This window comes from Leptospiraceae bacterium (genome assembly GCA_024233835.1).
In the GTDB taxonomy this organism is placed as follows: Bacteria; Spirochaetota; Leptospiria; order Leptospirales; family Leptospiraceae; genus JACKPC01.
Genome location: JACKPC010000006.1, coordinates 130,307 through 148,494 on the forward strand (window position 1 = coordinate 130,307; position 18,188 = coordinate 148,494).

An 18,188-nucleotide genomic window follows, 5' to 3' on the forward strand; every position below is an offset into this window, starting at 1 on the left:
GAGTGAAAGATGTAAAAGAATAATCAAATCACCTCTACTAAAGAATGCAGAACCATTCTTAATCCACCAACCCTTCCCTTACCTTTTGGATCTCATCTAAAGAAAGGCCTGTAACTTTTTGGATGGTCTCATTAGATAAGCCGGCCTTTATACAATTGATAGTGGTTTCCAGTTTTTCTTCTGCTTTGCCTTCCGCTTTGCCTTCTGCTTTGCCTTCCGCTCTGCCTTCTATCCTTGCAGTAGAAATAACATCTTTTTCTATAGCTGAATTCATCAGGTATTTTTCATAATCCAGTCTTTCCTGTTCACTCATATTGAGTATCTTTAATTTCTCTCTGGCTTTATCTATATTTCGTGAATGAAACTCGGTTTTGACTATATTGTTTTTCATCATATAGATCCATTCGTCTATATCTTCTTTCACTATGTCAGGATAGCGGTTTACCGAAATTATATAGTATTCTGGAAATATATTCTTTTTCTGAAATTTTATCCTTAGCTCACCGTCTACCATGGTCTCAACTTTTTCCCGTACATCCAATAGTTCATTTGTATGCATCCCGCGAATTTCGGTACTGCCATAATAGATGTAATCTGTACCCCTGCCTATATTAAAGTATTGCACACTCACGGATATGATTTTACTAATATTCGAATAGGCATCTCCCAGGCGAAAATGGTCGACTATGGTTTTCGAGACTCCAAAAAGCAATCGTTCCAAAAAGTCAGATTCCGAGTCGCTCTGCACTTCTATGATGACCTTTCTATCTTTACTATCCCTGATAAGTACATCCACCCTGTTATATTTTTGTGAGGCATTCTGCTGGTTACTCTCACTTTCTAATACTTCAAGGACTGTCACTTCTTCTTTTAATAAGGCGGAAAGAAAACCCTCGATTATATCGAAGTTTGCCTTATCTCTTAGCATGGTTTTGATTACCCAATCAAATCGAATCAATAGGTCTTTGTTTTTCATAGGAACTGCCTCAAATTCAAGTCTCTATACAGGAAATCCGGATTGTCAAGAATAAAATATAGGCGAAAGCGAATCTACGGAGACTCACCTACCTGTATAAAAATTTAGTTCTTTCAGGAAAATATCCTTGACTCTTACTTTCACAAACTGCAATCTTAACATCTGCTTATGATGGACGAAACGATATACCACGAACTACTAAAACCGGCCTTGCCAGAAGACCTCGGAGCCATGCACTTTAAAATCATTGAAGGACAAATTCTCTTTCAGGACGAAAAGGGCGATTTTGTAATTACCTGCATTTCTCCGGATAAGGAATACAATGAACACCATTTTGAACTTCTGCCGGAAGGAGCACCATTTCAACTCATCGAAGGGAGGATAATTTACATGGCAGCACCGAGTGACGATCATCAGAGAGTTTCATTGAACCTAATTCTGGAAATTGGTAATTATGTAAAAACTAAAAAACTGGGTGAGGTTCGCTATTCACCCCTCGATGTATGTCTGGATAAGAAAAATGTAGTTCAGCCGGATATTCTCTTTGTCTCCATTCGTCGTGCCAGCGTTATTGAAAAGAAAATAATGGGAGCACCGGACTTTATCATTGAAATCCTCTCTCCCGGTAATGCCGATTATGACAAGAAAACCAAATTAGGTTTATATGGTCGCTTTCTTGTACAGGAATACTGGATTGTCCACCCTGAGGAAGAGTGGATTGAAGTCTATCATAACAAAGCAGGTATCATGTGGAAACAACAAACTGCCCGGGCTGGTGATACCATTACAAGCAAGGCTATCGAAGGTTTTCAGCTTGAGGTGAGGAAGGTGTTTTAGTTTTTAAAACGGATATTCATCTAATAAAAAAAGATTGACCCTCTAAACATACAGAATGTATTTTAGAATATGGATTCCTTTATGCAAGAAGAACAAAGTTTTTTAAGCCTACTACAACAACTTCCATTACCTGCACAAAGAGAAGTTTATCATGCTTCAGAACTTGCCTATTACCAGGCCGTTTATGCCAACTTTACCGTCCTTCTCCATGATTTTCAAACAGAGAATCTCTCTGATACAGAAAAGGAAAATCTAAACCTTGATTACGAACAGATAGAAGTTTATTTTTCTGAAATCGAAGAAAAGGAACAAAAAAGAATCTTAAACCTTATTCGATTTTTGCAGATTAAATATTCTGAAAACTCCACTCAGGATAAACATTTCCGAACTTATTGCGAGAAAAATGGAAAATCATCTCTGTCAAGAAGTGACAGGAGTGAATTAAAAAAACGAATCGAAGAAATTACAAAGAATCCTGAGATTGGTGTTTCCTGGGAAAAGGTTTTAGAAAATCTGGAGGCAAAGATTGGAAGAAAAATACAAATTTCACCCTAAAGCAAAAAAAGATAGAGTGAAAGATGTAAAAGAATAATCAAATCACCTCTACTAAAGAATGCAGAACCATTCTTAATTCTGCATTCTTAATTCTAAATTCCAAATTTTGCCTAAGCAATATTTGGATCACTTGTAGTGAGCGAAATCGAACTACGGCCCGGAGACACAACGAACAGAGGTGCTAGCGGCCTTACCCCAGTATTGGAAACCGCCACTATCGAAACGGACGGAAAACACTTGCGCTGTATTAGACGGGATGGTAGTAGAAGTCCAATAATAGTAATCAACTGTAGCTGGAAAATTATTATTAATAGGAAATCCACTTGTTTTAATCGTATCCACAAGAGATTTTTGTTCATTTATACTCGGCAAACGCCATGTTTTCCCCGCTAAACTTAGTCCGCTACAATACGTGATTGCATTTGCCCACGTTGCACTAGTTGCCGTTCCAGAACAATTCGTTGCACCCTGTCCCTGGCTACACTTCTGCCAGATAAGGCCTGTCGCATTGTCTTTAACTGTACCATCACCATTATCATTGAAGTTGCTACTATATTCTTTAGACGGTCCTCCGGAAACACAACGTACATAACCGTTATTGGTCTTATCGGCGACGTCGCTATAGCCAACACTGAAATCGACTTGCCACGCATGCGCTGTATAAACCGCCCTGGTAGTGGAACTCCAATAACTGCTAACAACTGTAGCTGGAAAATTAGTATCAATGGCTGGACTTGCCTTTCCATGATCCTGCAGGGCTTCCAAATCCTGTTTTGTTGGAAGTCTCCAAGTAATACTTGCTAAACTGAGTCCACTACAATAATTTCCAGCATCCGTCCAATTAGCTGCTGTCGCGGTCCCTGAACAAGTCCCATCATTGTTTTGTCCTCGGCTACATTTCTGCCAAACCAGACCTGTGGCAGTGTCTGTGACAGTTCCATTTCCATTGTCTGAATAGCCTCTGGCTACTCCATTTTGAGAAGCACCGTCATCATTAGCCGCATAACTCGTTGTTTGTCCCGTTTTCAAAGGAAGATAGCTAAAAACTCCGCTGGCTACAGCACTATCTGTCATTCCCGACTTTTTAGCAATTGCATTAACGGTTTTTCCTGCCAGGCTCCAAATATGAATCGGAGTGGTATATAATGTTGAACTCGCAGTCGGTGTGGTTCCATCTGTCGTGTAATAAATACTGGCTCCGGTCGTTGCTGTTGAAATTGTTATATTTTGTGCTGTACTATAATGTCCGGCATTCGGACTAAATGTTGGTGTCTCTACTGCACCAGAAATAGCCGTTCCTGAAGTAAAACTCCAGGTATAATTACTTGCTAAAGCATTACCCGCCGCATCCTTGATAGCTGTTGTCAGGATAACTGTATAGGTCGTATTTCCCGTCAAATTGCTATCGGGGTTCAAAGTAGCCACAGTACCATTTAAACTTACCGCAGCAGGAATAATGGTGGCTCCCTGTTTCAGAACAAAACTTGTAGCCGTAACAGAAGAACTCAAAAGTGTCTCGGAAAACGTGGCTGTAATATTAGCATCAATTCCTATTCCGGTAGATCCGTCCGTCGGATACACGGATGACACGGTGGGTGGAGTTGTATCTGTCGTGGGTGTCGTGGTTCCTGATGAAGCAATTTTAAAACCGGTGCTTTGCACATAGTCGGCTCCCATAGCTACATTCGAGGCATCCTTCACCGTACTCTTGATTTTTACTTTGTAAGTGGCACCTTCCGTCAGGTTACTGGCCGGTTGAAAAACATAATCCACGTTATTACTGCCTATCGTTATCGAACCCTTCGCTTGCACGCAGGTAGCAAAATCATCAGAAGATACCAGAAAGGTTCCCGTGGCACAGGAAGTATCCGTTGTGTTGGCAGTGATACTACTCGGTTCCATGGCTTCACTGAAGGTTACTGTAATCGAAGTATTTGCAGATACATCCACAGCACCGTTAGCCGGGTATACTGCACTCACTTTGGGAGCTGTTGTATCCGCAACCGCACCCGTTGTCCAGCCATCTACAGAGGTTCTAGAAGTTAAAAAAGGTTTTCCTTCCAGGTCTTTCGCATCGGTGGTAATCCTTGCCTTATATTTCGTATTCGCTGCAAGGCTCGTAGCCGGGGTCAGGGTAAAGGTTTTGTTCTCATTGGAAGCCAGGGGTTGAGTGGCTGCTTTCACACAGGTGGCGAAATCATCGCTCGATACCTGAATACTCCCACTGCATTTTGTGTCATCTATATTCGTGGTAATCGTTTTTACATCCATAGGTTCACTGAATGTAACCGTTCCCACTACATTTAGCGAGACATTCGTGTCCCCGTCTCTCGGTGTATAAGTGACAGCAAATGGACGACCTGCATTGGCTGCTGCATCATTGGATGCCTGAATCGCTCCAAGGGCAAGTGCCGTTTCTTTCGAATCATCCTTCTTTTTCTTGTTACAACTCACAAGTATTGTGAGCAACAATAAGGTTATTACTGTTAGTTTCTTCATGCTAAAATCCTTCTGATAAATGGAAAATGGAAAATGGAAAATTTCACCATATACATACTCTCTCCATCTCCCGGATTAAGCGAGTGAAAATTTAGGAGATTTAAAAGTCAAATTATTTTTGTTTTTTTTTATTTTTTTAATAATAAGATCTTTATTCCCCGGAATAACTAAAAGAGTCCTTGACATATTTTTAGATATTCTCTATTTTCTTTGTCCAATGCAGACATCTATTGCTCTTGAATCACCTGAATTACACATTGACTTTGCTACTATTTCATAAGAAGCAAGGGGTTTTTAAGGAGTATCTTCCGAAATTATACTTGACTCTTATTTCCTACATCCGCTTATCTCTGGTTTCTTACATCTTTACTTTTCACCGGCTAAAATTAATACTTTATCATACAAACTTTCATGAACCCAGAAATTATTATTAATTAATATATCCAGCTCTGGCTTTATAGTAGTAACAAGAGATTTAGTTTTCGCTTCTAACAATATACCCATTAACCCGATAACATTTAGTCCTGAATTTTTAGCTGCCATTCGCCCTTTCGTTTCATCTATCAATATCAAACCAGATTTTAGTTCCTGAGCAAGAGCAATAGCTTGCGACTCCCCTTCATCCAATTCTTTTCTTAATTTTTTATAAAAAGCTGAATTAGGATTATCTTTAATAATAATTGCTTTAGAATTTAGAAATGCTGTAAGCCTCTTTCTACGCTCTTTAATTTTGAGTAATTCATTTTTTACAGCTACCGGTATAAATACTTGATGATATAGTTCTTCCAGTAATATTTCTTTTTCTATTATCAGAAGCCCACTAATCGGAGAAGTGTCACTGACTACTATCAAATTTTATATCCTTTTCAACTCTTTAAGAGTTTTTACATCATCCTCAAAATCTTCCACAGAGTAATGCATTAGAACTTTTCTTTTTCCAAGTTCTTTCTGAAAGGATAAAATATCGATTCCGGCAATTTTTGAGCAGGTCTCAAGGGTATATTTCTTTTTATCATATAAAAAAACAGCAAATTCAATTTTTAACTCTTCCCCACCTTCCTGATTTCCTAATTCAATGCTGTTGCTTACTTCCTCTAAGGGCCAAATGATAATTTCTGCTTTTATATTTCTAAACTCTTCCGGGATTGTTATTGAATCTGGTAAGTTCGAGTATAGGATTCTTTTAGGTTCCATAAGTTTTATCCTTTCTATTAGACTTAATAAAGCAGTAACAAATTGTAAAGATATTTTCTATTTTCTTTGTCCAATGCAGACATCTATTGCTCTTGAATTACCTGAATTACACATTGACTTTGCTACTATTTTAGAAGAAGCAAAAGGTTTTTAAGGAGTATTTCACTAAATCCGGAGTATAGTTAAGTATAGTCCCGCTATGTGTCCGGCTGTCAAGCGTCAGATGGCTCGGCTGTACCACCTTCGGGCTTTTAAAAGAAATTGCTTTTTAAAACGGATATTCATCTAATAAAAAAAGATTGACCCTCTAAACATATAGAAGGTATTTTAGAACATGGATTCCTTTATGCAAGAAGAACAAAGTTTTTTAAGCCTACTACAACAACTTCCATTACCTGCACAAAGAGAAGTTTATCATGCTTCAGAACTTGCCTATTACCAGGCCGTTTATGCCAACTTTACTGTCCTTCTCCATGATTTTCAGACAGAGAATCTCTCTGATACTGAGAAGGAAAGCACAGGTATTGACTACGAACAGATAGAAGTTTATTTTTCTGAAATAGAAGAAAAGGAACAAAAAAGAATCTTAAACCTTATTCGATTTTTACAGATTAAATATTCTGAAAACTCCACTCAGAATAAACATTTCCGGACTTATTGCGAGAAAAATGGAAAATCATCTCTGTCAAGAAGTGACAGGAGTGAATTAAAAAAACGAATCGAAGAAATTACAAAGAATCCTGAGATTGGTGTTTCCTGGGAAAAGGTTTTAGAAAATCTGGAGGCAAGGATTGGAAAAAAATTAAAACTTCACCCTAAAGCCGAAAAGGAATTTAATGATTCCTTTGAATGGCATGAAAACAATAGAGTTAATTCAGGAAAAGAATTTACAGATAGTGTAAATTCAAAACTAATTGATATTCGTAATAAACCGGAATCACGCTCAGCCGATGATGACGGGGTTCGATGGGCTTCCTTGAAAAACTTTCCCTATAAAATCTATTATTTCTTTCAAAACCCTATTGTATGGATACTGGCCATCTGGCATCATGCCAGAAAACCCGGTGACTGGAAAGATAGAGTGAAAGATGTAAAAGAATAATCAAATCACAAACGCAGAACCATTTTTAATTCTCCAACCCTTCCCTTATCTTTTGAATCTCATCTAAAGATAGGCCTGTAACTTTCTGGATGGTCTCATTAGATAAGCCGGCCTTTATGCAATTGATAGTGGTTTCCAGTTTTTCTTCTGCTTTGCCTTCCGCTTTACCTTCTGTTCTACCTTCTGCTCTGCCTTCTATCCTTGCAGTAGAAATGACATCTTTCTCTATAGCAGAATTCATCAGGTATTTTTCATAATCCAGTCTTTCCTGTTCACTCATATTGAGTATCTTTAATTTCTCTCTGGCTTTATCTATATTTCGAGAATGAAACTCGGTTTTGACTATATTGTTTTTCATCATATAGATCCATTCGTCTATATCTTCTTTCACTATGTCAGGATAGCGGTTTACCGAAATTATATAGTATTCTGGAAATATATTCTTTTTCTGAAATTTTATCCTTAGCTCACCGTCTACCATGGTCTCAACTTTTTCCCGTACATCCAATAGTTCATTTGTATGCATCCCGCGAATTTCGGTACTGCCATAATAGATGTAATCTGTACCCCTGCCTATATTAAAGTATTGCACACTCACGGATATGATTTTACTAATATTCGAATAGGCATCTCCCAGGCGAAAATGGTCGACTATGGTTTTCGAGACTCCAAAAAGCAATCGTTCCAAAAAGTCAGATTCCGAGTCGCTCTGCACTTCTATGATGACCTTTCTATCTTTACTATCCCTGATAAGTACATCCACCCTGTTATATTTTTGTGAGGCATTCTGCTGGTTACTCTCACTTTCTAATACTTCAAGGACTGTCACTTCTTCTTTTAATAAGGCGGAAAGAAAACCCTCGATTATATCGAAGTTTGCCTTATCTCTTAGCATGGTTTTGATTACCCAATCAAATCGAATCAATAGGTCTTTGTTTTTCATAGGAACTGCCTCAAATTCAAGTCTCTATACAGGAAATCCGGATTGTCAAGAATAAAATATAGGCGAAAGCGAATCTACGGAGACTCACCTACCTGTATAAAAATTTAGTTCTTTCAGGAAAATATCCTTGACTCTTACTTTCACAAACTGCAATCTTAACATCTGCTTATGATGGACGAAACGATATACCACGAACTACTAAAAACCGGCCTTGCCAGAAGACCTCGGAGCCATGCACTTTAAGATTATTGACGAACAGGTTCTCTTTCAAGATGAAAAAGGAGATTTTGTCATTACCTGCATTTCATCGGATAAGGAATACAATGAGCATCATTTTGAGCTATTGCCGGAAATGGCACCGTATCAGCTTATTGAAGGAAGGATAATTTTTATGTATTCACCAAGTTTTAGACATCAACAGGTTTCCATGAACCTTTCTTACCTTATTAAAAATTTTCTTATGGAAAATCCTATTGGTGAAGTAGTCACTGCTCCTCTTGATGTTCGTCTGGATGAGAAGAACGTGGTGCAACCTGATATTCTTTTTGTTTCTATCCGTCGCAGTAATATCATTGAGAGAAAAATTATGGGAGCACCGGACTTTATCATTGAAATCCTTTCTCCGGGTAATGCCAACTATGATAAAAAAACCAAGTTAGGTTTATATGGTCGCTTTCTTGTACAGGAATACTGGATTGTTCACCCCGAAGAAGAGTGGATAGAAGTCTATCATAACAAAGCCGGTATCATGTGGAAACAACAGACAGCAAAGATAGGGGATATGATTGTAAGTAAAGCTATCGAAGGTTTTCAGCTGAATGTGGAAAAGGTGTTTTGAATATTTTTAAAAGGATATTCATCTAATAAAAAAAGATTGACCCTCTAAACATACAGAATGTATTTTAGAATATGGATTTATTTATGCAAGAAGAACAAAGTTTTTTAAGCCTACTACAACAACTTCCATTACCTGCACAAAGAGAAGTTTATCATGCTTCAGAACTTGCCTATTACCAGGCCGTTTATACCAACTTTACCGTCCTTCTCCATGATTTTCAAACAGAGAATCTCTCTGATACTGAAAAGGAAAATACAAACCTTGATTACGAACAGATAGAAGTTTATTTTTCTGAAATCGAAGAAAAGGAACAAAAAAGGATCTTAAACCTTATTCGATTTTTGCAGATTAAATATTCTGAGAACTCCACTCAGGATAAACAATTCCGGACTTATTGCGAAAAAAATGGAAAATCATCTCTGTCAAGAAGTGACAGGAGTGAATTAAAAAAACGAATCGAAGAAATTACAAAGAATCCTGAGATTGGTGTTTCCGGTGGTGCTGATGTTATAAAAGAAATAGAGGTAATGCTTGGAAGAAAAATACAAATTTCACCCTAAGGCAGAAAAGATAGAGTGAAAGATGTAAAAGAATAATCAAATCATCTCTGTCAAAGAATGCAGAACCATTCTTAATCCACCAACCCTTCCCTTACCTTTTGGATCTCATCTAAAGAAAGGCCTGTAACTTTTTGGATGGTCTCATTAGATAAGCCGGCCTTTATACAATTGATAGTGGTTTCCAGTTTTTCTTCTGCTTTGCCTTCCGCTTTGCCTTCCGCTTTGCCTTCCGCTTTGCCTTCTGCTTTGCCTTCCGCTCTGCCTTCTATCCTTGCAGTAGAAATAACATCTTTCTCTATAGCAGAATTCATCAGGTATTTTTCATAATCCAGTCTTTCCTGTTCACTCATATTGAGTATCTTTAATTTCTCTCTGGCTTTATCTATATTTCGAGAATGAAACTCGGTTTTGACTATATTGTTTTTCATCATATAGATCCATTCGTCTATATCTTCTTTCACTATGTCAGGATAGCGGTTTACCGAAATTATATAGTATTCTGGAAATATATTCTTTTTCTGAAATTTTATCCTTAGCTCACCGTCTACCATGGTCTCAACTTTTTCCCGTACATCCAATAGTTCATTTGTATGCATCCCGCGAATTTCGGTACTGCCATAATAGATGTAATCTGTACCCCTGCCTATATTAAAGTATTGCACACTCACGGATATGATTTTACTAATATTCGAATAGGCATCTCCCAGGCGAAAATGGTCGACTATGGTTTTCGAGACTCCAAAAAGCAATCGTTCCAAAAAGTCAGATTCCGAGTCGCTCTGCACTTCTATGATGACCTTTCTATCTTTACTATCCCTGATAAGTACATCCACCCTGTTATATTTTTGTGAGGCATTCTGCTGGTTACTCTCACTTTCTAATACTTCAAGGACTGTCACTTCTTCTTTTAATAAGGCGGAAAGAAAACCCTCGATTATATCGAAGTTTGCCTTATCTCTTAGCATGGTTTTGATTACCCAATCAAATCGAATCAATAGGTCTTTGTTTTTCATAGGAACTGCCTCAAATTCAAGTCTCTATACAGGAAATCCGGATTGTCAAGAATAAAATATAGGCGAAAGCGAATCTACGGAGACTCACCTACCTGTATAAAAATTTAGTTCTTTCAGGAAAATATCCTTGACTCTTACTTTCACAAACTGCAATCTTAACATCTGCTTATGATGGACGAAACGATATACCACGAACTACTAAAACCGGCCTTGCCAGAAGACCTCGGAGCCATGCACTTTAAAATCATTGAAGGACAAATTCTCTTTCAGGACGAAAAGGGCGATTTTGTAATTACCTGCATTTCTCCGGATAAGGAATACAATGAACACCATTTTGAACTTCTGCCGGAAGGAGCACCATTTCAACTCATCGAAGGGAGGATAATTTACATGGCAGCACCGAGTGACGATCATCAGAGAGTTTCATTGAACCTAATTCTGGAAATTGGTAATTATGTAAAAACTAAAAAACTGGGTGAGGTTCGCTATTCACCCCTCGATGTATGTCTGGATAAGAAAAATGTAGTTCAGCCGGATATTCTCTTTGTCTCCATTCGTCGTGCCAGCGTTATTGAAAAGAAAATAATGGGAGCACCGGACTTTATCATTGAAATCCTCTCTCCCGGTAATGCCGATTATGACAAGAAAACCAAGTTAGGTTTATATGGTCGCTTTCTTGTACAGGAATACTGGATTGTTCACCCCGAAGAAGAGTGGATAGAAGTCTATCATAACAAAGCCGGTATCATGTGGAAACAACAGACAGCAAAGATAGGGGATATGATTGTAAGTAAAGCTATCGAAGGTTTTCAGCTGAATGTGGAAAAGGTGTTTTGAATATTTTTAAAAGGATATTCATCTAATAAAAAAAGATTGACCCTCTAAACATACAGAATGTATTTTAGAATATGGATTTATTTATGCAAGAAGAACAAAGTTTTTTAAGCCTACTACAACAACTTCCATTACCTGCACAAAGAGAAGTTTATCATGCTTCAGAACTTGCCTATTACCAGGCCGTTTATACCAACTTTACCGTCCTTCTCCATGATTTTCAAACAGAGAATCTCTCTGATACTGAAAAGGAAAATACAAACCTTGATTACGAACAGATAGAAGTTTATTTTTCTGAAATCGAAGAAAAGGAACAAAAAAGGATCTTAAACCTTGTTCGATTTTTACAGATTAAATATTCTGAAAACTCCACTCAGAATAAACATTTCCGGACTTATTGCGAGAAAAATGGAAAATCATCTCTGTCAAGAAGTGACAGAAGTGAATTAAAAAAACGAATCGAAGAAATTACAAAAAATCCTGAGATTGGTGTTTCCGGTGCTGATGTTATAAAGAATTTGGAGGCAAAGATTGGAAGAAAAATACAAATTTCACCCTAAAGCAAAGAAAGATAGAGTGAAAGATGTAAAAGAATAATCAAATCACCTCTACTAAAGAATGCAGAACCATTCTTAATTCTGCATTCTTAATTCTAAATTCCAAATTTTGCCTAAGCAATATTTGGATCACTTGTAGTGAGCGAAATCGAACTACGGCCCGGAGACACAACGTACATTTCGATCAGTAGAAGTCTTATAATAAGCAAAGCTGCTACCATTAGAGATAGTCCATTGCCACCCAAGCGATGTATTAAGCATGTCAGTACTAGAAGTCCAATAATCATATCCATTGACAGGAAACATAGTAATATCAATAAATGGGGAAGAACTTTTTGAAAAGTCAACAATAGATTGCATTTCATTGCGATTTGGTACTCTCCAAGTCCTTCCCGCTAGAGTTAAAGTACTATTGCAATAGGTAAGTGCACCTGACCATGTAGTTGTTGATAGCGTTCCGGAGCAGTTTGTAGCATTTAAATTAATTCCGCATTTTTGCCAAATCAAACCTGTTGCTTTGTCTTCGATAGTGCCATCGCCTTTGTCAGAGAAACTCTTAGATTCATCTTTAGAGTATCCCGATACACAACGCACATAATTAGTACCTGTTTTTCCACTAAAAGTCACCTGGCTATTAGCAAAACTGAAGACTACAGCCTGCCCCGTATTTGTGCCGTTTGTTGTAGAACTCCAATAACTGCCTGAAACAGTAGCTGGAAATGAATTAATATCAATTTGTGGTGCGGGAGTTTTTCCTAAATCGATGATAGTATTAACTTCCGATGCCGTTGGTAGTCGCCAAGTTTTAATTCCAGCATAGCCATTACCGCCATTAGCTGAATTCAAAGCACTACATCCATTGGTCGCATCACTTGTTGCATTTGCCCACGTTAAATTAGATACGGCAGTCCCGGTTCCACAAGATGCACCACTTAAACCCTGTGTGCAAGTTTTCCATACCAATCCAGTTGCATTATCGGTGGTGGTATAATCAGAAGTATAGGTTCCATGCTGAGTTGGGCCTGTATAGCTTCTACTTACTCCATTTTGTAAAGCACCGTCGGAGTTTGTTCCACCACTGACTGTTTGACCCGTTTTTAATGGCGGATAACTAAAAACTCCACTTAATGTAGCAACTGCGCTATCTGTCATTCCCGACTTTTTAGCAATTGCTTTTACTGTTTTTCCTGCCAGGCTCCAAATATGAATCGGAGTGGTATATAATGTTGAACTCGCAGTTGGTGTGGTTTCATCTGTCGTGTAATAGATACTGGCTCCGGTCGTTGCTGTTGAAATTGTTATATTTTGTGCTGTACTATAATGTCCGGCATTCGGACTAAATGTTGGTGTCTCTACTGCACCAGAAATAGCCGTTCCTGAAGTAAAACTCCAGGTATAATTACTTGCTAAAGCATTACCCGCCGCATCCTTGATAGCTGTTGTCAGGATAACTGTATAGGTCGTATTTCCCGTCAAATTGCTATCGGGGTTCAAAGTAGCCAAAGTACCATTTAAACTTACCGCAGCAGGAATAATGCTGGCTCCCTGTTTTAAAAGAAAGCTTGTAGCCGTAACAGAAGAACTCAAAAGTGTCTCGGAAAACGTGGCTGTAATATTAGCATCAATTCCTATTCCGGTAGATCCGTCCGTCGGATACACGGATGACACGGTGGGTGGAGTTGTATCTGTCGTGGGTGTCGTGGTTCCTGAGGAAGCAATTTTAAAACCGGTAGCCTGCACATAGTCGGCTCCCATAGCTACATTCGAGGCATCCTTCACCGTACTCTTGATTTTTACTTTGTAAGTGGCACCTTCCGTCAGGTTACTGGCCGGTTGAAAAACATAATCCACGTTATTACTGCCTATCGTTATCGAACCCTTCGCTTGCACGCAGGTAGCAAAATCATCAGAAGATACCAGAAAGGTTCCCGTGGCACAGGAAGTATCCGTTGTGTTGGCAGTGATACTACTCGGTTCCATGGCTTCACTGAAGGTTACTGTAATCGAAGTATTTGCAGATACATCCACAGCACCGTTAGCCGGGTATACTGCACTCACTTTGAGAGCTACCCGTTGTCCAGCCATCTACAGAGGTTCTAGAAGTTAAAAAAGGTTTTCCTTCCAGGTCTTTCGCATCGGTGGTAATCCTTGCCTTATATTTCGTATTCGCTGCAAGGCTCGTAGCCGGGGTCAGGGTAAAGGTTTTGTTCTCATTGGATGCCAGGGGTTGAGTGGCTGCTTTCACACAGGTGGCGAAATCATCGCTCGATACCTGAATACTCCCACTGCATTTTGTGTCATCTATATTCGTGGTAATCGTTTTTACATCCATAGGTTCACTGAATGTAACAGTTCCCACTACATTTAGCGAGACATTCGTGTCCCCGTCTCTCGGTGTATAAGTGACAGCAAATGGACGACCTGCATTGGCTGCTGCATCATTGGATGCCTGAATCGCTCCAAGGGCAAGTGCCGTTTCTTTCGAGTTGTCCTTCTTTTTCTCGATACAACTCACAAGTATTGTGAGCAACAATAAGGTTATTACTGCTAATTTCTTCATGCTAAAATTCCTTCTGATAAATGGAAAATTTCACCATATACATACTCTCTCCATCTCCCGGATTAAGCGAGTGAAAATTTAGGAGATTTAAAAGTCAAATTGTTTTTGTTTTTTTTATTTTTTTAATAATAAGATCTTTATTCCCCGGAATAATAAAAAGAGTCCTTGACATATTTTTAGTTGCTTTCTACTTTCTTCCTACCATGCAGACATCTATTGCTCTTGAATTACCTGAAACTTTTTTGAAACGTGCCGAGTTATTAGATACCCTGATTCCTCTGAACCCGGGGATTTCTCTGCAATTAGCTCAGAATACTCTATTCATCGAGGAAAAAGAACTACATTTCTCCGGTATGGATTTCTTTCCCTTACACCTGCCTTTCAAAATGAAAGAACAGGAAATGTTTACAATCTCTGAGCTGAATTCTAACCTGCGGCTCGAAATGGATGAGGAGGCCATCATCATTAATATGGGAACTCTGGGTTTAATCAGTGCATTTACAGCAGCCATTCTTATTACCATTGGTATCTGGAACCGAAAAAAGAAACTCGGCAAAGTTTTTGATGCCCAGTCCGGTCATGATATGCTTGTCAACGGCAAGAAAATTCACCGTATGCCCGATATTGCCTTTCACCTCAATGAAGTCTTCAAAGAGAAAACTTTAGACTACCGCCTCGGATTCCCTTTCTTCTGCATAGAAGTCGTTTCGAATAAGAAAAGCCTTAAACAGGATTTACGTAAAATGGCTAATGACTGGATGGCCGCCGGCACCGAAATTGGTCTTGTTGTCTGCCCCCACCGCGAGAAATACTATTTATTTGAAAAAGGTATTACCGGCTACAAAACTTTCGGGTTTTCTACAGTCTTTACCCACTCCAAACTTCCTGAATTACACATTGACTTTGCTACTATTTTAGAAGAAGCAAGGGGTTTTTAAGGAGTATAGTTCTACTATTTCTGAAGTATAGTCCTGCTATGTCTGAAATATAATCCCGCTATGTCCGGAGTATACTCCGAAGTCCTACTATGCCTTCGGCTTTAGGACCTTACTCAAAAATCACAGCTGTCTGAGAAAGTAGTTCCGGCAATAAACTTTCACTTTTTCGAGGATTTAAAAAAAAATTGACTTTGCATTATTTTATATACATTTTATTGTATTTCCAACTATGGCAATAGATACCAGCAAAGTAAATCAGAAAGTGTCCGTTCCTACCGGGGAAATTCTCTTCAAGGAAGGAACAAAAGTTAGTAGTCTTAATATCCTCCATGAAGGTGCAGTTTTACTGGAGAAAAAGATAAATGGGAAGAATTTCCCGATAGTTGAGCTTTCCGGTAAAAACCTGACGCCCGGAATCGTCAGCCTTTTTGCAGAGGAATCCTATCTCTATACAATTAAAACCTCCAGAAATTCCATTATTTCAACCTATAATGTAGATTCTGATTCTATCCGCAAAACAATTTCAAATAAGTTAGCCATAGGTAACATGGTTTCGCGAACTCTTTTTAATGAAATCGGAGAATTTGCTAAAAAATACACTCTGTTAAAAGAAAATATTGTTAATATAAAAACCCTGAATGACAATCTTGGAATCTCCTACTATTTCTTAAATCGGACAACCTTCCCGGATATAAACCCGGATAACCCGGAAATGATAAATGACGACCCGGGATTCCCGGATAAAGGGATGAAACTGGTCAGAGAAAACCTGAAAGCTTACCTTACAAATGGTGGCAAAATACCGGAAAAAGTCACTCCTAAATTCTTAACCCAGAATCATTCCGGATTCTTAAACAAGGAATACAACAATCGTCCGGAACTAACCAATCAGGAATTCCAATTTTTAAGGCGAATTATAGCCCTAAAACCGGAAACTCTTGCTCAGGTCTATACGGCTGACATTAATATCTTGATCTATATCTGCGAAAAACTCTCTGATTTAAACCTGAATGCAATTCGAGAGCTTGAGGATTGTATCAAAGAATTCGATTCCGACATGGACATGCTTCTGGGTGGTTCAGACTCGCTCATTGAAAAATACTACATGAGCCTCGACCTTCTGAATAGTGGAATCAGTGAAGTTCCCAGAGAAGACTTCCTTCCTCTGACTGAAACCATTTCTGGCTCGATTAATAATTTCTTGCAAACATATAAATCCCTGTTTGTTTCCGAGTTTAAAAATGCCTCTCCCAATTTGATTACTTTCCAGGAACTTTCCGCAAAACTCTCTAAAGAGCTGAAGAGTGGAGAATCACCGAGCAGCACTACCGCCGGGACAGGAAGTAATCGTTCTAATATCACTATAGGTCTGGATGCAGCAGCCATTAAAAAAGAATTGGAAAATTCAGCGAGCAAGATCCTGAACTATGCAGGCATAGAAATCGAAAGGGTAAAAGAGTATTCTTCTCTTGTATTGAAAATGAAATCTCTAAAGAACCCACTCGATCCGGATCCGGATGCCAGGAAGATACGAAGAAATCTTACCAAAACGTATTGGGAAGCTTATGAAAAATCCTTTCTCAAATACCTTCAGAGTAATAAAAAAGTTCCAAGACCCATTGAAATGATGCTAAAATTTGGTTATTTCGATGAAACCCTTCTGGAGGATGAACAGCTTATTTTTCTTCACCAACAGGTAGAGAAAAAAGATACCTATAGGGATAATCTGGTAATGACCTTTGACGGAACAGACTGGTTAGAGAAAATTTACAGAAAAGAATTCACTACCTCTCTTGATGAACTGGGACAGACTTTCTTTGATAAGGTGAAAGCCGACAATCGAAATTCTCAGTATAAAAAGGAATCCGATCTCCCACCGGATGTTGATAATGGGGAAGCCAGATTAAAATATGAAATCAATTCTATGTATATCTCGAATGTCAGGTTAACCACAGGTTCGCCGGCTTCTCATTTACCTATCCTCACCAAGTATCACATTATCTATCCCCTGGAAAAATGTATAGTTGATTCCAAAATGCTGATCGATACACTCAAGGCTATCATGGCCATTGACTATACAGCTTTTTACCGTGAAGTTATCTATAACGAACCCGATCTGGGAATTCGAAATGAATTAGTTCAAACAGAAGTCCTACCCGATTTCATTTTTGTCCCTTCTATCGGTGAAAAAATCATGATGTGGCAGGTACTTTCAACTTATAGAGGTGCCGGTTCTAAGGAAAGTAAAGGAAGAATTATTATTCCTCGTTTTATTACCCAGGATCTGGCTTCGATGTTAACCGATGCCATCGGTGGTTTCCGCTGGGAATTGACCAAAGAAATCCTCGGTGTAGATTGGATAGACCCAGGAACCCCTTCTATTACCTCGGCCTACAATGACTACGCTGAATTCTATAAGAAGAATAAAGACCTTTCCATTGAACTCAAAGAGAAAATCACCGAAGAATTCCGCAGGTTCAGAAGCCATAAAGACCGTTTTATTAACGACTATGGCCACTGGATTAAATCAGAATCCGAAGGTATCCAGAAACTCAATAAAATCGTCAGGAACATGTTCTACAGACATATACCATTTACCAACGATGTTAGAGAGAGGGTCTGTAAAATGCCGGCATTCTTAGATGTTCACAACCGCTTCATCAATGTGAGAAACCGTGAGTTCAAAGAAAAAGAGACTCGGTATAGAAAATACCAGAATCTCCCGGGTGGACTTCCTAAAAAACTACAGGATAACCTGGATTACTACAAAGTATAAGCCCAA

General features: G+C 38.6%; 17 protein-coding genes. 9 read left to right on the plus strand and 8 right to left on the minus strand.

Translation table 11 applies throughout. The features are described 5' to 3' along the window. Positions 1–58 precede the first annotated feature (58 nt). Positions 59–976, minus strand: coding sequence for a PD-(D/E)XK nuclease family transposase (locus H7A25_23050; GenBank protein MCP5502796.1), 918 nt, complete (start codon positions 974–976; stop codon positions 59–61). Between the two features lie 168 nt (positions 977–1,144). Here H7A25_23050 and H7A25_23055 point away from each other — a divergent pair, with 168 nt between their 5' ends. Next, complete coding sequence (locus H7A25_23055; GenBank protein MCP5502797.1) at positions 1,145–1,813, plus strand: Uma2 family endonuclease; 669 nt, start codon at positions 1,145–1,147, stop codon at positions 1,811–1,813. A gap of 81 nt (positions 1,814–1,894) precedes the next feature. Continuing rightward, positions 1,895–2,368 carry a hypothetical protein gene (locus H7A25_23060; protein ID MCP5502798.1) on the plus strand — a complete coding sequence of 158 codons (474 nt, stop codon included), beginning with the start codon at positions 1,895–1,897 and terminating at the stop codon, positions 2,366–2,368. Positions 2,369–2,518: 150 nt separating this feature from the next. Here H7A25_23060 and H7A25_23065 read toward each other — a convergent pair whose 3' ends face one another. The 3 genes from H7A25_23065 to H7A25_23075 form a co-directional block, all read right to left on the minus strand. Next, on the minus strand, positions 2,519–4,867 hold the full coding sequence (locus tag H7A25_23065; protein ID MCP5502799.1) for an Ig-like domain-containing protein: 2,349 nt from the start codon (positions 4,865–4,867) through the stop codon (positions 2,519–2,521). A 366-nt stretch (positions 4,868–5,233) separates the two neighbouring features. Next, entirely contained in the window at positions 5,234–5,719 is a 486-nt protein-coding gene (locus H7A25_23070; GenBank protein MCP5502800.1) for a DUF3368 domain-containing protein, read from the minus strand. Positions 5,720–5,722: 3 nt separating this feature from the next. Next, positions 5,723–6,061, minus strand: coding sequence for a UPF0175 family protein (locus H7A25_23075; GenBank protein MCP5502801.1), 339 nt, complete (start codon positions 6,059–6,061; stop codon positions 5,723–5,725). Positions 6,062–6,407: 346 nt separating this feature from the next. Here H7A25_23075 and H7A25_23080 point away from each other — a divergent pair, with 346 nt between their 5' ends. After that, positions 6,408–7,163, plus strand: coding sequence for a type II toxin-antitoxin system RelE/ParE family toxin (locus tag H7A25_23080; protein MCP5502802.1), 756 nt, complete (start codon positions 6,408–6,410; stop codon positions 7,161–7,163). Between the two features lie 25 nt (positions 7,164–7,188). Here the strand turns inward: H7A25_23080 and H7A25_23085 are convergent, their stop codons facing one another. Continuing rightward, complete coding sequence (locus H7A25_23085) at positions 7,189–8,106, minus strand: PD-(D/E)XK nuclease family transposase (protein MCP5502803.1); 918 nt, start codon at positions 8,104–8,106, stop codon at positions 7,189–7,191. A 211-nt stretch (positions 8,107–8,317) separates the two neighbouring features. Here H7A25_23085 and H7A25_23090 point away from each other — a divergent pair, with 211 nt between their 5' ends. Together H7A25_23090 and H7A25_23095 are read left to right on the plus strand one after the other, a co-directional pair. Continuing rightward, positions 8,318–8,944: a Uma2 family endonuclease gene (locus H7A25_23090; GenBank protein ID MCP5502804.1), complete on the plus strand. Its 627-nt coding sequence runs from the start codon at positions 8,318–8,320 to the stop codon at positions 8,942–8,944. 83 nt (positions 8,945–9,027) lie between these two features. Next, positions 9,028–9,504 (plus strand): hypothetical protein, encoded by a 477-nt coding sequence (locus H7A25_23095; GenBank protein ID MCP5502805.1) that lies wholly within the window; start codon positions 9,028–9,030, stop codon positions 9,502–9,504. A 71-nt stretch (positions 9,505–9,575) separates the two neighbouring features. Here the strand turns inward: H7A25_23095 and H7A25_23100 are convergent, their stop codons facing one another. Beyond that, positions 9,576–10,517: a PD-(D/E)XK nuclease family transposase gene (locus H7A25_23100; protein MCP5502806.1), complete on the minus strand. Its 942-nt coding sequence runs from the start codon at positions 10,515–10,517 to the stop codon at positions 9,576–9,578. A gap of 168 nt (positions 10,518–10,685) precedes the next feature. Here H7A25_23100 and H7A25_23105 point away from each other — a divergent pair, with 168 nt between their 5' ends. Continuing rightward, positions 10,686–11,354 carry a Uma2 family endonuclease gene (locus H7A25_23105; GenBank protein MCP5502807.1) on the plus strand — a complete coding sequence of 223 codons (669 nt, stop codon included), beginning with the start codon at positions 10,686–10,688 and terminating at the stop codon, positions 11,352–11,354. Positions 11,355–11,437: 83 nt separating this feature from the next. After that, complete coding sequence (locus H7A25_23110) at positions 11,438–11,911, plus strand: hypothetical protein (GenBank protein ID MCP5502808.1); 474 nt, start codon at positions 11,438–11,440, stop codon at positions 11,909–11,911. Positions 11,912–12,061: 150 nt separating this feature from the next. Here the strand turns inward: H7A25_23110 and H7A25_23115 are convergent, their stop codons facing one another. Together H7A25_23115 and H7A25_23120 are read right to left on the minus strand one after the other, a co-directional pair. After that, positions 12,062–13,993 (minus strand): DUF1566 domain-containing protein, encoded by a 1,932-nt coding sequence (locus tag H7A25_23115; GenBank protein ID MCP5502809.1) that lies wholly within the window; start codon positions 13,991–13,993, stop codon positions 12,062–12,064. Beyond that, the gene (locus tag H7A25_23120) at positions 13,944–14,468 is read right to left on the minus strand and encodes an Ig-like domain-containing protein (GenBank protein MCP5502810.1); all 525 of its coding nucleotides are present in this window, start codon (positions 14,466–14,468) and stop codon (positions 13,944–13,946) included. The genes H7A25_23115 and H7A25_23120 overlap by 50 nt, the downstream gene beginning before the upstream one ends. Before the next feature lie 203 nt (positions 14,469–14,671). Between H7A25_23120 and H7A25_23125 the strand changes: the two genes are divergently transcribed. Continuing rightward, entirely contained in the window at positions 14,672–15,406 is a 735-nt protein-coding gene (locus tag H7A25_23125) for a Uma2 family endonuclease (protein MCP5502811.1), read from the plus strand. A gap of 229 nt (positions 15,407–15,635) precedes the next feature. Continuing rightward, positions 15,636–18,182 (plus strand): Crp/Fnr family transcriptional regulator, encoded by a 2,547-nt coding sequence (locus H7A25_23130; protein MCP5502812.1) that lies wholly within the window; start codon positions 15,636–15,638, stop codon positions 18,180–18,182. The last annotated feature ends 6 nt before the right edge of the window (positions 18,183–18,188 follow it).

What these genes read in the sequence shown, in the direction of transcription:
- H7A25_23050 (MCP5502796.1), bottom strand. Translation starts at nt 976, where the DNA reads ATGAAAAACAAAGACCTATTGATTCGATTTGATTGGGTAATCAAAACC.
- H7A25_23055 (MCP5502797.1), top strand. Translation starts at nt 1,145, where the DNA reads ATGATGGACGAAACGATATACCACGAACTACTAAAACCGGCCTTGCCA.
- H7A25_23060 (MCP5502798.1), top strand. Translation starts at nt 1,895, where the DNA reads ATGCAAGAAGAACAAAGTTTTTTAAGCCTACTACAACAACTTCCATTA.
- H7A25_23065 (MCP5502799.1), bottom strand. Translation starts at nt 4,867, where the DNA reads ATGAAGAAACTAACAGTAATAACCTTATTGTTGCTCACAATACTTGTG.
- H7A25_23075 (MCP5502801.1), bottom strand. Translation starts at nt 6,061, where the DNA reads ATGGAACCTAAAAGAATCCTATACTCGAACTTACCAGATTCAATAACA.
- H7A25_23080 (MCP5502802.1), top strand. Translation starts at nt 6,408, where the DNA reads ATGCAAGAAGAACAAAGTTTTTTAAGCCTACTACAACAACTTCCATTA.
- H7A25_23085 (MCP5502803.1), bottom strand. Translation starts at nt 8,106, where the DNA reads ATGAAAAACAAAGACCTATTGATTCGATTTGATTGGGTAATCAAAACC.
- H7A25_23095 (MCP5502805.1), top strand. Translation starts at nt 9,028, where the DNA reads ATGCAAGAAGAACAAAGTTTTTTAAGCCTACTACAACAACTTCCATTA.
- H7A25_23100 (MCP5502806.1), bottom strand. Translation starts at nt 10,517, where the DNA reads ATGAAAAACAAAGACCTATTGATTCGATTTGATTGGGTAATCAAAACC.
- H7A25_23105 (MCP5502807.1), top strand. Translation starts at nt 10,686, where the DNA reads ATGATGGACGAAACGATATACCACGAACTACTAAAACCGGCCTTGCCA.
- H7A25_23110 (MCP5502808.1), top strand. Translation starts at nt 11,438, where the DNA reads ATGCAAGAAGAACAAAGTTTTTTAAGCCTACTACAACAACTTCCATTA.
- H7A25_23115 (MCP5502809.1), bottom strand. Translation starts at nt 13,993, where the DNA reads ATGGCTGGACAACGGGTAGCTCTCAAAGTGAGTGCAGTATACCCGGCT.
- H7A25_23120 (MCP5502810.1), bottom strand. Translation starts at nt 14,468, where the DNA reads ATGAAGAAATTAGCAGTAATAACCTTATTGTTGCTCACAATACTTGTG.
- H7A25_23125 (MCP5502811.1), top strand. Translation starts at nt 14,672, where the DNA reads ATGCAGACATCTATTGCTCTTGAATTACCTGAAACTTTTTTGAAACGT.
- H7A25_23130 (MCP5502812.1), top strand. Translation starts at nt 15,636, where the DNA reads ATGGCAATAGATACCAGCAAAGTAAATCAGAAAGTGTCCGTTCCTACC.